Genomic DNA, 12,196 nt, shown 5'->3' with positions numbered 1-12,196 from the left:
ACTTGGCATTTCGACGTTTCACAATGTATAATAGACAAAAAAAGGAGTATGCCATGAAGTTTTTCATCACACTGATCGCCTTTGGTTCGCTTGCCTTCGGCGGCAACTTTACCCTCGAGAGCGACACCCTGAAGGGGCAGCTGACAAAAGCCGAAGAGTTCGGCGGGTTCGGCTGCAGCGGGAAGAACATCTCCCCTGAACTGCACTGGACAAACGCGCCCAAGGGGACGAAAAGTTTCGCGATCACCGTCTATGACCCCGATGCGCCGACCGGCAGCGGCTGGTGGCACTGGCAGGTCGTGAACATCCCTGCCGATGCGAAAGGCATCGCCGCCAACGCGTCGGCGGAGCATAAACTGCCCAAGGGGGCGGTCGAGACGATGACCGACTACGGTTTCAGCGGCTTCGGCGGCGCCTGCCCGCCTAAAGGGCACGGTCCGCATATGTATATCTTTACGGTCTATGCTCTCGACACGGACAAGCTGGATCTCAATGACAAGAGCGACAGCGCAGTGGTCGGATACAACATCAACGCCCACACCATCCAGAAGGCGACGGTCGTCTCGTATTATCAAAGAGACTGAGTCAAAAGAACCGAAGGTCAGGCTATTTTATGACAGTGAGGTAAACGAAGGGAGAAAAGATGACGAATACAGGACGCATCGTATTGATCGTCATAACACTTTTGGCGCTCGTACTGTTATGGGCGAAGGTGAGCTGGTACCAGTACACCTCGGCCCTCTTTGAAAAGGTCTACGCCGAAACGTCCGGGCAGCGTCACTACTTCGAAACAGAGGAGATAGATAATCTTCCTGACCCGGTACAGCGGTATTTTCGTTTGGTACTCCGAGAGGGTGCCCCGATGATCTCCCACGCCTTTGTCTCACAAAAGGGCGGGTTCCGTGCCGATCCCGAGATGGAGGGGTGGTCCGACATGGAAGCGGAGCAGTACTACTCCGTCCGGCCCATCGGTTTTGTCTGGAGCGCTTCCATAGCGATGCTGCCGCTTCTTTCGGTCAATGTCTGCGACAGCTACATCGAAGGGAAGGGGCATGTCAAAGGGCGGTTCATGTCACTCTTTCGCATTGTTGACGCCCACGGTCCAAAAGAGCTTGACAGCGGGGGGCTTCAACGCTACCTTGCCGAGGCCGTCTGGTTCCCGACGGCGCTTCTGCCGAGTCAGGGGGTTTCGTGGCAGGCCATCGACGACCATAAGGCAAAAGCCACCCTGTCGGACGGTAATAACAGTGTCTCACTGGAGTTCGGTTTCAACGATGAAGGCGAGATCGTCTCGGTGTACGCACCGGACCGCTACCGCGAGGTCTCGGGAGACTACATACCGACGCCGTGGCAGGGACGCTACGGAAAATATATCGATGTAGAAGGCTACCGCATCCCCTCGGAAGCCGAGGTCGAATGGCAGCTTAAAGAGCAGACCTACCCCTACTGGAGAGCAACGATAGCGCAGGTAAAATACGACTGAATAGTTGTGTTCTTTTCCTCGTTCCCACGGTTTCAGTGGGAATGCCTATATCAATCCCAACAAGTCACGACAAATTTCTCTGAGCGCTTCGTCCTTGCAGTAAGCGAAACCAACAGTAATAACGCGGTTTTGCTGAACATGCAAGCACCTTTACTGATGTTGGATTTTGATATGCAATTTCTGTTTGATACGAAAATGTTTGTATCTCATTTGCTATGGTTGCTGATTTTCACTTAAGAGCGTATTGTCAACTATTACCATCCCAATATGAAAAAAGTGCAGAGACTAGCAGGCAACGAGTAAAAAGGTATATGGTGACAAATGGAGAAGGGGAAAGAAAAATTGTCAGACTGCCGCTTAGTTAGACGACAGCCTTATTTGCTATAGATATCGCTTTTCTATGTATGAAGGCGTGTATCGGACACGGATGCTGTAACTGAAAAGCCTGGCATAGACAGAGATAGATTCAATGTCTTAGGCTGGGGTCTCTTCGACTTCCTCTAGATAGAGAAGATCGGGCACCCCTATTACACCTGCTTTCTGCATTACGGCATGCAGGTCCGGGGAATTGCTAAAAGCCTGTGCATGTTGGAAGTCCGGCCAACTTATAATGGCAACGACCTCGTTGCCGTCATTCGTATTACGCAGCAGCCGTGCTCCCTGAGACCCGGCGGCTTTACGGGCAGCCGCATGCTCGTCATACATGGATTTCCATGTATCATAATCTTCTACTTTATGGCGTATAAGCAGATAAACCATGGTCAACTCCTTTTCTAAGGTAGATCATAGAGAGGAATGGGACCTGGTTGCCGACTCTCTGGTCGCTACCTGTGATAAGCGGCAGGGAAGATTCTCCTGCCGTTGGTTGAGTTCGTTTCATACAAGATGCACGTTTATACCCATTCAAAACCGACACAATCCGCACATCCATGTTTAACTTTATTGTATCAGACCTGTCTGTACTGAAGCGATTAAAAAATAGAGGTTGCGATGATAAGAAAGGGAAATATTATAAAGCCGATCTGAAACCGGTGTGCACATAAGCCTTGTTTGCAGTGCGTTGTCGGGTGCGACGCACTTTGATGCTGCAGGCTAGGTGACAGTCGGTCCGCTGGGCACGATGACCTTGACCCCTTTTACGAAGAGCCATAGATAAAATGAGAGCTCCGCAACGAATGGGACGATTTATATTTGAAACAAATTATGTGGCACCAAGATCTTCAATTTAATTGGTACACTGTACCCGGAATTTCATTGGCATAGGTACACCTCACTACTGTTTTTTAGACAATCTACACATGTTGATATAATGCATTTTTGGCGCTAATCGAAGACTTTTTTTGTTGATCTGTTGATGAACTCGTTACAACACAAAAGGTGTTTGTATTGTTTTCCGCTGTCATGTCTTGCGTGGGCAGGGACGCCGGTACACGCAGAGGTGATTCTACGGTGCTTTTGTCTGCTTATTGTAGATCTTCCCATGGTTTGCTTGTACTGAAGTCAGTGACACCGTCGGCATCGGTGTCCACCGTGATGGCTGCGGTGCCGTCTGTGACCGTGAGATGGAGCGTACTGTTGTCATCGGCGGTCGTAGTGAAGGCGCCCGAAAGAGGGGAGTCAATGGCACTGCCTGCGATGGCAGTTTCAACAGCCAGTGTCAATGTCCCGTCGATACCGGTTACCGTAAAGTCGGCACTGTTGCCGTTCTGCCCGATGCTGTAGGTCGCAGCCGTTACTGTGTCGTTGATCACATAGGCGTTGAGCGAGACGGTGCTGTTGCCTTCTGTCTGCGACAACGGCGAAGCGGCCTGCTGCGAAAACTCGCTGAAGGTTCCGCCGGCAGCAGTCCGTGCGAACTGCGTTGCTCCGGCAATTGATAGTGAACCTGCCGAGTCGCTGAAGGTGATGGCGATGTCGTGCAGTGTAAAGCCGACACCGTAGTCAGCGGTACCGAGAGTTCCCGTAGTGTCTTGAGCAAAGGTCAACGTCGTGTTGCCGTTAAAAATCAACTGATCGATACCGCTGCCGCTGACACAGGCTGCCATCGTCAGGGTGTATGTCGCGCCATTAGCCGGGACTGCCTCCGTTACAGCCGGATTCCAGCTGTAGCTGCCGCCGCCATCACAGAACTCGGCCGGCGAGTCGCCGTTAAGTGCGTCGATGTAGCGCTGCAGGGCGAAGCTCCCGACCTCCTGCGGCAGCGTCAGGACTGTTTTCGCGCTTCCGGCAACATCGGCCGCGTTGGCATAGCTGATGGCAGTCAGCGTTTCGGGGACGGTCAGCGTAAAGTCCTTGTCCCCCAGGGTGATCGTGTCGCCGTTGGCATCGAATTTTGCCGCCATTATCCGTCCGTAGCCGCTGCCGGTGACGACAAAGCCGCCGTCGGAGGTGAGTGTCGCCGTTTGGGCGTTTTCATCGCTCTGAAACATCCCTTTCACCTTCTGCCAGACGGTGTTGCCTTCCGGGTCGAGCTTGATGAGGTAGATGTCCTGTCGCAGATGCGGCAGATCCCCGCTGCTAAAAGAGAGGGTGGTCCCCACGATGAGATAGTTGCCGTCATCGCTCAGCAGCACTTTTTTGCCGACATCGATATCTGCACCGCCGAAGGTCCTGCGCCACTCTTCGTTGCCGGCGGCGTCTGTCTTGATGACGAGCAGATCGTTGGTAGAGTGCGGCTCTCCCTCCCAGGGGGCGTTGATCCCGGTCAGAACGTAGCCGTCGTCTTCCGTCTGCTGAAGGGAGTGGATGCGGCCGATGCCGTAGCTTTTATGCCACTCTTCATTGCCCGAAGCGTCTGTCTTTACCAGATAGGCGGCCAAGGTGACCCCTTCGCCAGTATCCTCTACATTGCCGCCGGCGATGGCGTAACCGCCGTCCGATGTCGCAACGACATCATGCCCGACGCTCTCCTCCAGGCCCCCGTAGAGGCGTTCGGAACCGGGCAGAAAGGTTCCGTTATCATCCGTTTTAAAGCGCCAGATATACTGCCGGGGCGGGTCGTTGCGAAGGGATGAACCGACCATCAGGTACCCGTCCTGCGCTTTCAGCAGTGCATACCCCGCATCGTTTCCCAAACCTCCGCCGAAGTGTTTCAGCCACTTTTGCACGAAATCGGCATCGGTTGACAGGAGCACCAGGTCAATCAGCGCATCGCTGCCGGCGTAGCCTACGGCAGTCACATCCCCGTTAGCTGTTTCGACGATATCGTTAGCGACGGACCCGCCGGGCAGGTCGACCGTTTTTTCATGTGTGCTGATGCCGCTGCTGTCGGTCCGGATAAGGTGGATGTCCTGATGTGCAAAATCAAAATCATCCCCCTGACTGCCGGCGATGAGAAAGTCGTTGCCGGAGGTCTCCAAAACAGCCTTGGCTGTACCCACCGCACCCTCTGCAGATGGATAGTAGCGCCAGAAGGTGACGACTCCGTTGGCCCCGACGCCGGAGCCGCCTGTAAAGTCGCCGTTATCATCATCCACATCATTACCGCCGCCTCCGCCGCTGCAGCTGACGTAAGAGACCGAAAAAACAATGGCTAAGAGGACAAAAAGAGACTGAAAAGTGTTGGTTTCGAATTTTTTACTGACCTTTTTCATATGATACTCCTCTGTTTGAACGGGTAAAGAAAAAAGATTGGCTCCGACTTCAGTAATAGAGACCGGAGACTCTTCTTGACTGTTTTAAGAATATCAAAAATCAGGTTTTTGCTTTCTTAGCAATGACAAGATATGGTTTTGGAGGCGTCTCAACCTGGCAAGCCGCTTTCTCTTCTGGTCCGGATATTGATGCGTTGTCACATGATCCTAAAGTGTAAAGTTATCATTGCTCCCCTATGCGGACTAAAATGCGCTATACTGTCGACATGCGTTCGTGGTGAAACTGGTAGACACGCTAGATTCAGGTTCTAGTGGCTTAACGGCTGTGGAGGTTCAAGTCCTCTCGGACGCACCATCTTTCTTTCAAAAATTTTCCAAAACATATTACAGATTCTTTTGTTCTTCCCACCCGATCTACAATGTATGCATTCACACAACTTACCGACGCATCAGACACCCTCCGGCAGTTTCGAGCGCATCATCTTCTTTCGATCCAGCTTGTCACCGTCTATTATGAAAGTACCGTCACCGACTGCATGAAGCGTCCGCTTCTCTTTTTTTGAATTGTCGAAGTAGGCAGCGATGCCTTCGAGTACAACAATATTGTGCTTTTCGATGATATCGACAACCTTGCACTCAATATTTGCCAGGCACTCCTTGATTAAAGGAGCTCCGACCCGTTCCCCCTTTACGGGAGTCAGCCCGAACTTTTCAAATTTGTCCGTGTCGGCGCCGGAACATGTTCCCACGCCGACGACCTGGTCGATCATTTCGACAGTGGGAATGGCAATGACGCATTCCCCGGTTTCCTGAAGTGCGGTATAGGAGTAGTTCCAGGGACCCGTGGTTATGGCAAATATCGGCGTAAAGTCCATGACCATGGTCCAGGAGATGGTCATGATATTGCTCTTCTCTCCGTCGGCTGTCGTAATGAAGACAACAGGCCCTGATTCCATCAGCGTAAATGCTTTGGCGATCTGCATCTTTTTCATCATCGAATGTGTTCCCTTCTTGTTATTTAACGAATATAGTAGCATTTAATCAAAGGCTTTTTAGGTGTTGTTGAAGAGTTCGGGATGTCAAGAGACCGTATAAGAGAAGAGATGAGCGATGTTTTATTTCGTAGTGATCCCCTGCCAGACCGCGCTGAAAAGCAGCCAAAGCAGGTAGAGCCCCAATAGCTGAAGTATGCCAAAAGCCAGCAGTTTGACCCAGACAAAAAAGATCCACCCTCCGACGATCAGAAAGCCGCTGAAGATGTCAAGCAGTGCGGCGAGGAAGAGGAGGACGACCGTTTTTTTGGCAAGCCGCTTTTTCTCTTTGGTCGAAAAGAGGAGGAAGTGGCCGGTGACCATGATGAAGAGCCCCATCGAACCGAGGTGGGGAAGGGCGGTTTCGAGCAGGCCGTAACTGCTTTTCGGTGAGCTGAAGAGGGCTTCGCTGCCGAGGTAGTAGCTCTTCACTGCCTCGTAGGAGAAGCCGATCTTGCTGAAGAAAAGCACCATACCGCTTGAGAGCAGCAGTGCGCCGAAGAGGGTAAAGTAAGCAATGGAGATGCGGTAGCTCTGGTGCATCAGTTCAGATCGCTTTTCTGGGGCACGAAGAGGTAGAAGAGGGAGGCCAGCGTCATCATCAGTGCCATGAGGTGCCAGAGATAAAAAGCGGCGATGTAGGGCAGGATGAAGTGTGCCGAAAGGTAGTAGGCCAAAGGCAGAAAGAGAATCGCCAGCAGTGCCGCGATCATCGTCACATTGATGTTGACCAGGCGCAGCGTGTTGTTCTGACAGAGTCTGGCATAGACGGCACTGAGGGTCAGCAGCGTCATCATCATAAAAAAAATGTCGCTGTGCATCAGTTCAAGCAGGAAGTGTTCGCTGGCAGGTTCGATGAACTCCTCTTCGTTGCCGAAAAGTGTCTGCGAAAGGGTGGTCGGCGTCAGGCCGATATGGTCGTTTTTGAGAAAAATATCGGCTGTCAGAAAGAGGAAGATAAAGAGCAGCAGTCCGCCCAGAAGCGGGCGCATCAGGCTGTCGTGTTTGACATCTTTGACCAGGGTGAATTTCATCTACTGCTCTTTAAAGAGAAGCTCGAAGACCGCGAGGGCAAGGCGGGCACCGTCGGTGACGTTGCGTGCCCCCATGGTCGCGCCGGTCACGGTCGGGATATCCTTGCCGACACGGAGGGTGTCTTTGGACGATTTGCCTTTGAACTGGTCGACATAGGCCTTGGTCGGGGTGTACTCCGGCGGCTCGTTAAAGGCGATCACTTCGACGGCGTCGATAACACCTTCGGGCGAGATCATATAGAGGACCGCAGCATCTTTGGTTCGCACGACACGCGAGATCAGGATCGCATAGGCAAGGGGCTTGCCCTCTCTGGTGACCGTATAGGTACGAAAGATCTTGGAACCCTTCTTCATCTGGGCCTGTTTGTAGATACGTTCTGCTTTCTCGACTGTCAAAAGGACATTTTTCTTCTCGATCTTGACCTCTTTGCCGTAGACGGCGTGAAGGGCGTCAAAAGGCGAGACAAGGAGTTTGGCCTGCAGTGAAGCGATAAGAAGCAGGGGGAACAGAATATAGCGCATGGATGTCGTCTCTCTTTTTTCTTGGAAGTATAACATTTCCAGAGAGCGCATCCGGCTCTCTGGGAGGAGAAGGGTTTTGCCCGCTCCCTAGTCAGCAGGTATGAGGTGTTCGTACTGCTTGTCGGTCAACGTCTTCATAAAAGCGACGAGGGCATCTTCCTCTTCGTCAGTCAAGCCGAGGTCACCGAGTTCGTTGACGTTCTTGGTCGCGTCGACTTCCCCTTCTTCCCAAGCCTCCCCGGTCTCGGGGTTGATGGCACCCTCAACGTCGCGGGTGTTGTAGAAGTGGACGACGGTCTTGAGGTCTTTGAAAAGACCGTTGTGCATGTAAGGCCCGGTGACGGCGATGTTTCGCAGCGTCGCCACTTTGAAGGCACCGTTGAGGGCAGGGTCGTTGATCTCTTCGCGTCCGCCCAGACCGTTGTCGATGACCCCTTCGCCCAGGCCGTTGACCGCGCGCAGCTGGTGGTTGACCGGTACGCCCAGATTATCGTAGGTGTGGTCGGTAAAGAGCGGACGGCTGCCGTCCGCTGTCGTTGCCGGGTGGCAGGCCGAACACATCGCCTTGCCCTCAAAGAGTCTGAGCCCCTCCGCCTCGAGAGGGGTCAGGCTCTCCTCTCCTGAGAGAAAACGGTCATATTTGGAGTCGAACGGCGCGAAAACGTCGCTCATCTCGAAGATGGCAATGCTGTCGGCAAGCGCATCATAGGCTTTCAGGTCGTCATCGAAGATGTTTTCGCCGTAGATCGTCTTGAACTGTTCGACTCTTTCGCTGTTCTCTTTGACGCGCTCGATCACGGAACTCTCGTCCGGCATCATCATCTCGACCGGGTTCAAAAAAGGTCCCTTCGCTTGCGCCTTGAGATCTTTCGCGCGCCCGTCATGGAACTGTCCGCCGATGTAGAGCCCCTCGCCGCTGTCGAAGTGGAAGCTCGGCGTAAAAGCGGCGTAGGCCGCCGTCGGTGCATTCCTGTCGCTGCGGGAGAAGTCGTCATCGCCAAGCGAAGCGCCTACTGCGGCAGATTCGCGTGTGTCGATCATCGCACTGCCTGTCTGGTGGCAGGTGGCGCAGGCCATCGTTCTGTTAAGCGAGAGATTCGTGTCATGAAAAAGTGCCTCGCCCAGAGCGACCTTCTTCTGGTTTTGTGTAGCGTTGTCAACCTCGGGATCGGCCGGCGTTTCACAGCCCGAGAGGCCGAAAAGGACCGCCGTGAGGGCCAAGAGTCCCGATATGCTATGACGTGGATTCATCGTTTTGCTCCTGTTTTCCGTATCTGTTGTCTGTCTCAAAAAGCGCATTAGAAGATAAATCCAAGCCCCATGCTGAAGGTGTTGTAATCTTTGCCGGCATCGATGTCTGTCATCGCGTAATCCATCTTCAGCACCACCTGCTCATGCGGGAAGAAGTTGAGACCGACGGTCGTGGTCGCCTCTTTGGTGTTGGTACTTGCTGTCTTCACCAGGCCTGTAGTGTCGTCGATGTAGTCATAGCCGGCGACGGCATCGCCGTTTTTATCGACCACGTTCTGTGTCGGGTCGATGGCGTCGTACTGGACGAAGAGAGGGAGTCTGTAGCTTGTCCCTGCCTGTGCCAGCACATCATACTCTAGGTTGATGTAGTAGCCGTTGGCATCCTGCATGGAGAGGCCGTTCTGGTTGAGCGGGTCGTAGTTCGCACTGAGCGGGTTGCTCTGTCCTGCGGCGATCTTGTCGGCGTTTTCGATATGGGCGGCACTGTAGAGCGCCTTCGCTTTGAAACCGGCAATCTCATAGGTAGCATGAAGGTCGTAGATCAGGGCATCGGCACCGGAGATGCTCCCCTGCGTTGCGTCGCCGTAGTAGACCGAAGCGCCCAACAGAAGGCCGTTGATGCCCCGGTAGTCCAGGCGGCCGACAAGGGCGGCTTTGTTATAGGCTGTCTTACCCGTAGAGCCGGCAGGCGCTTCGTAGATCTGGTAGGCGGTCCCTGCAAATTCGTTATCGAGGTTGATGGCCTGGATGACGCCGGCGTTATAGCTGATGCCGCTCTCGCCCAGCGTACCGTAGGCCAGTGCACCGGTCGAGTGCCATGTTGACGGGATGATGTACTTCTCTGTCTTCGGTTTTTGGACCGTGTTGTAGAGTGTCGGTTCGTGGCGCATGTTAATGAGTCCCATCGGTACAAGGAGGTGACCCAGCTGTACATTGAAGGCCTGCTGCATCAAAAAGTCAAGGTACATGAACTCGACGATCGCATACCCCTCGGGCTCATCCATCTCGGGATTGGCCCCGCCGTGTTCGAACTCGAGCTCGGTGTTGAGGATGATGCTGTCGGTAAACTTGTAGCCGATGTACGGGACGAAGTGGTAAACGTCGGCGATGTTGTCGGCGCCTTTTTTGTCGCTGCTTTCGAAATACATGTCGCCGTATCCGCCGATGGAGAGTGGTGATGAGGATTTGTAGACCTTGGATGCCGCAGCCCCCATGCCGTTATGCGAGAAACTTGTGTCGACCGTCGTAAAACCGACCTGGGCATTGGATGTCTCATCGACGAGGGCTTCCTGGTTGGCTTGGAGTTCAGCGACCAGTTTTTTCAATTCGGCAATATCAGAGGCGTCGTCCGCCTGAACAATGGTCGAACACAGAGCAGCCGCGCTAAGTGCCAATACAATTTTTTTATTCATTTTCAGATCCTTAATTATTCTAATAATCGTTTTCACAATCATTTATATGGCGGTATGGTAGCAAATTGGAAACAGGCTGTCAATAGTTTTGAAACTTATTATCATTATTTAAATAAAAAACGTCCGGTTGATGTTACCTTATGTTACAATATTGATAATTACTTTCATAATTGATCAGGTGCCGTTTACTTGGAGTTATGCATAATACATTCTTTCTTTCTTTGCATGACTCTTTGAAAAAAGTATTTAAGATAGAAAATTGACCAGAAGGTTTTTGAACTGTCATTGAACAGGAAAAAAAAAGGGGGGGGGTATGATGACCTGCAAAGGGCAGATCATCGGTAAGAAGTGCTGGAAGCTGTTTAGATGTCACACTTTTTAGTGATGATGCAAAGCGGACAGAAGTTGACCATTCCCGCGATCAAAGGGGCGATACCAAGATAGAACCACGGGTTTCCTGTTACGACGGCTGTCGTGATCAATGCCAGACCGACGACGATACGGATAGGACGGCAGACTGCTCTTATTTTCATAATATTCATTTGGATGCTCCATAAGGATGTAAAGTTCCGGAATTATAGCAAAACCTCCAATTACATACAATGGAGTTATGAAGGTTATTATATTTAATTAAGCTACAAATCAAAATAGCTGAATCGGAGAGAGTGCGAAATAGACCAGTGGGGTATAGACCAGCACCGATAAATAGGGCATTAGAGGGTGCAACGGTGTGATCAGCATGGCCGACATCTCCGCGGTAAGTTCTCTCTTTTCAAAGACCTGCTGGATCAAAAGTATCTTGGTGGCGATGTCGACCGTCTTGATAAAGAGCAGGGCAATGGCACTGAACGCAAAGTCGGTGAGCATCACCAGGCCGATGCCAAAATAGAAGGTCGGGTGCATCAACAGAAAGAGGATGATGTTTTTGCTGTAGTAGCGGTACATCCTGCTTAACATGGCAAGCAGGTTCGCACCTTTTTGCCACTGCACCTCAAAGAGTTCCAGCGCAATATAAAAGATAATAAGCAGATAGATCGTTTCCATGACACTATTATAGCCGCTTTGTCCCATTATTTAGCGGGAATATACTCTCAAAAAGATAAAATACCGCACCTATAAACAAAGAAAAATATTATGATCGAATACTATATTGCAAACGATGAAGCGTCTTCCGTTATGACGGAAGTCGAGATGGACTATATTGAGACGGCGCCTCAGGAGGAACGTCCCTGGCTGCTGTGGGCTTTTTTCAAGATGAACGAGGTCGATGAGAAGGGGTTTCCGACCGCTTCGGAACTGAGCGGGCTTCAGGAGGCTGCAATGTCTCTCGAAGAGGCGTTGACCAAGGAGCTCGACGCCGTCTATGTCGGGCAAAGGTATGCGGAAGGGTGGATGGAACTCTACTTCTATGCGCCGACGGCCAAAAGGTTTCAAACCATTGTGACCGAACACGCTTCTGCGCGGTATGTCTTTGATTCAGGCTCTTCCAGAGACGCCAAGTGGGAACACTACCGCTACATGCTCTATCCCGACGCCTTGATGCTACAGCAGATACAGAGCCGCGATATAATCGCCGAGCTCAAAGAGGCCGGTGACGATCTTACCAAGAGCCGTGAAGTCGAGCATTACCTGCAGTTCCAAACCGAGGCAAATGCAAAACGGGCCGGTGAAAAGCTGGCCCTTGAGGGCTTTGCCGTCAAAGAGATAAGCTATGACAGCAGCGAAGAATATGCCCATGTGCTGACGCTGACCAAAGAACATCTCATCGATGAGGCGCTTTTGGAAAAGCTTGCCAGAATGCTTATCGAGGCGGCATCCAAAGAGCACGGCCTTTATGCCGGTTGGAGCACGGCGCTGGCTTCATGAAAGA

Annotated in this window: 13 protein-coding genes and 1 tRNA gene; 4 read left to right on the top strand and 10 right to left on the bottom strand. The window is 52.1% G+C overall.

Features of this window, described 5'->3' with window-relative positions:
* Positions 1 to 53 precede the first annotated feature (53 nt).
* Positions 54 to 584 (top strand): YbhB/YbcL family Raf kinase inhibitor-like protein, encoded by a 531-nt coding sequence (locus tag WCY20_RS08135; RefSeq protein WP_345974214.1) that lies wholly within the window; start codon positions 54 to 56, stop codon positions 582 to 584.
* Positions 585 to 643: 59 nt separating this feature from the next.
* Complete coding sequence (locus WCY20_RS08130; RefSeq protein ID WP_345974212.1) at positions 644 to 1,483, top strand: DUF6544 family protein; 840 nt, start codon at positions 644 to 646, stop codon at positions 1,481 to 1,483.
* A 474-nt stretch (positions 1,484 to 1,957) separates the two neighbouring features.
* Here WCY20_RS08130 and WCY20_RS08125 read toward each other — a convergent pair whose 3' ends face one another.
* Together WCY20_RS08125 and WCY20_RS08120 are read right to left on the bottom strand one after the other, a co-directional pair.
* Positions 1,958 to 2,242: an antibiotic biosynthesis monooxygenase gene (locus WCY20_RS08125; protein ID WP_345974210.1), complete on the bottom strand. Its 285-nt coding sequence runs from the start codon at positions 2,240 to 2,242 to the stop codon at positions 1,958 to 1,960.
* Between the two features lie 704 nt (positions 2,243 to 2,946).
* The gene (locus WCY20_RS08120; RefSeq protein WP_345974208.1) at positions 2,947 to 5,076 is read right to left on the bottom strand and encodes a hypothetical protein; all 2,130 of its coding nucleotides are present in this window, start codon (positions 5,074 to 5,076) and stop codon (positions 2,947 to 2,949) included.
* Positions 5,077 to 5,344: 268 nt separating this feature from the next.
* Here WCY20_RS08120 and WCY20_RS08115 point away from each other — a divergent pair.
* Positions 5,345 to 5,431, top strand: a tRNA-Leu gene (locus tag WCY20_RS08115).
* Between the two features lie 94 nt (positions 5,432 to 5,525).
* Here WCY20_RS08115 and WCY20_RS08110 read toward each other — a convergent pair.
* The 8 genes from WCY20_RS08110 to WCY20_RS08075 all read right to left on the bottom strand — a co-directional run bounded on the left by WCY20_RS08110 (position 5,526) and on the right by WCY20_RS08075 (position 11,370).
* Entirely contained in the window at positions 5,526 to 6,071 is a 546-nt protein-coding gene (locus WCY20_RS08110) for a flavin reductase family protein (RefSeq protein ID WP_345974207.1), read from the bottom strand.
* Between the two features lie 120 nt (positions 6,072 to 6,191).
* On the bottom strand, positions 6,192 to 6,650 hold the full coding sequence (locus WCY20_RS08105) for a hypothetical protein (RefSeq protein WP_345974206.1): 459 nt from the start codon (positions 6,648 to 6,650) through the stop codon (positions 6,192 to 6,194).
* Positions 6,650 to 7,141 carry a hypothetical protein gene (locus tag WCY20_RS08100; RefSeq protein WP_345974204.1) on the bottom strand — a complete coding sequence of 164 codons (492 nt, stop codon included), beginning with the start codon at positions 7,139 to 7,141 and terminating at the stop codon, positions 6,650 to 6,652. The genes WCY20_RS08105 and WCY20_RS08100 overlap by 1 nt, the downstream gene beginning before the upstream one ends.
* On the bottom strand, positions 7,142 to 7,663 hold the full coding sequence (locus WCY20_RS08095; RefSeq protein ID WP_345974202.1) for an FMN-binding protein: 522 nt from the start codon (positions 7,661 to 7,663) through the stop codon (positions 7,142 to 7,144).
* An 87-nt stretch (positions 7,664 to 7,750) separates the two neighbouring features.
* Positions 7,751 to 8,914 (bottom strand): cytochrome c peroxidase, encoded by a 1,164-nt coding sequence (locus WCY20_RS08090; RefSeq protein ID WP_345974200.1) that lies wholly within the window; start codon positions 8,912 to 8,914, stop codon positions 7,751 to 7,753.
* Between the two features lie 47 nt (positions 8,915 to 8,961).
* Positions 8,962 to 10,326, bottom strand: a complete 1,365-nt coding sequence (locus tag WCY20_RS08085; protein ID WP_345974198.1) for a hypothetical protein — start codon at positions 10,324 to 10,326, stop codon at positions 8,962 to 8,964.
* 362 nt (positions 10,327 to 10,688) lie between these two features.
* A complete protein-coding gene (locus WCY20_RS08080) occupies positions 10,689 to 10,868 on the bottom strand; it encodes a DUF2892 domain-containing protein (RefSeq protein ID WP_345974196.1) in 180 nt (59 codons plus the stop codon).
* 100 nt (positions 10,869 to 10,968) lie between these two features.
* Complete coding sequence (locus WCY20_RS08075; protein ID WP_345974194.1) at positions 10,969 to 11,370, bottom strand: hypothetical protein; 402 nt, start codon at positions 11,368 to 11,370, stop codon at positions 10,969 to 10,971.
* Between the two features lie 90 nt (positions 11,371 to 11,460).
* On the opposite strand from WCY20_RS08075, the gene WCY20_RS08070 reads away from it, so the two are divergent.
* Complete coding sequence (locus tag WCY20_RS08070; RefSeq protein ID WP_345974192.1) at positions 11,461 to 12,192, top strand: DUF695 domain-containing protein; 732 nt, start codon at positions 11,461 to 11,463, stop codon at positions 12,190 to 12,192.
* Positions 12,193 to 12,196: the final 4 nt, after the last annotated feature.

This window comes from Sulfurimonas sp. HSL3-7, from assembly GCF_039645985.1.
Classification (GTDB): Bacteria; Campylobacterota; Campylobacteria; order Campylobacterales; family Sulfurimonadaceae; genus Sulfonitrofixus; species Sulfonitrofixus jiaomeiensis.
This window is presented reverse-complemented; position numbering and strand designations above follow the sequence as displayed.

Excerpts from the sequence above, each read along its gene's own strand:
- WCY20_RS08135 (WP_345974214.1), top strand. The coding sequence starts at position 54 with ATGAAGTTTTTCATCACACTGATCGCCTTTGGTTCGCTTGCCTTCGGC.
- WCY20_RS08130 (WP_345974212.1), top strand. The coding sequence starts at position 644 with ATGACGAATACAGGACGCATCGTATTGATCGTCATAACACTTTTGGCG.
- WCY20_RS08125 (WP_345974210.1), bottom strand. The coding sequence starts at position 2,242 with ATGGTTTATCTGCTTATACGCCATAAAGTAGAAGATTATGATACATGG.
- WCY20_RS08120 (WP_345974208.1), bottom strand. The coding sequence starts at position 5,076 with ATGAAAAAGGTCAGTAAAAAATTCGAAACCAACACTTTTCAGTCTCTT.
- WCY20_RS08110 (WP_345974207.1), bottom strand. The coding sequence starts at position 6,071 with ATGATGAAAAAGATGCAGATCGCCAAAGCATTTACGCTGATGGAATCA.
- WCY20_RS08105 (WP_345974206.1), bottom strand. The coding sequence starts at position 6,650 with ATGCACCAGAGCTACCGCATCTCCATTGCTTACTTTACCCTCTTCGGC.
- WCY20_RS08100 (WP_345974204.1), bottom strand. The coding sequence starts at position 7,141 with ATGAAATTCACCCTGGTCAAAGATGTCAAACACGACAGCCTGATGCGC.
- WCY20_RS08095 (WP_345974202.1), bottom strand. The coding sequence starts at position 7,663 with ATGCGCTATATTCTGTTCCCCCTGCTTCTTATCGCTTCACTGCAGGCC.
- WCY20_RS08090 (WP_345974200.1), bottom strand. The coding sequence starts at position 8,914 with ATGAATCCACGTCATAGCATATCGGGACTCTTGGCCCTCACGGCGGTC.
- WCY20_RS08085 (WP_345974198.1), bottom strand. The coding sequence starts at position 10,326 with ATGAATAAAAAAATTGTATTGGCACTTAGCGCGGCTGCTCTGTGTTCG.
- WCY20_RS08080 (WP_345974196.1), bottom strand. The coding sequence starts at position 10,868 with ATGAATATTATGAAAATAAGAGCAGTCTGCCGTCCTATCCGTATCGTC.
- WCY20_RS08075 (WP_345974194.1), bottom strand. The coding sequence starts at position 11,370 with ATGGAAACGATCTATCTGCTTATTATCTTTTATATTGCGCTGGAACTC.
- WCY20_RS08070 (WP_345974192.1), top strand. The coding sequence starts at position 11,461 with ATGATCGAATACTATATTGCAAACGATGAAGCGTCTTCCGTTATGACG.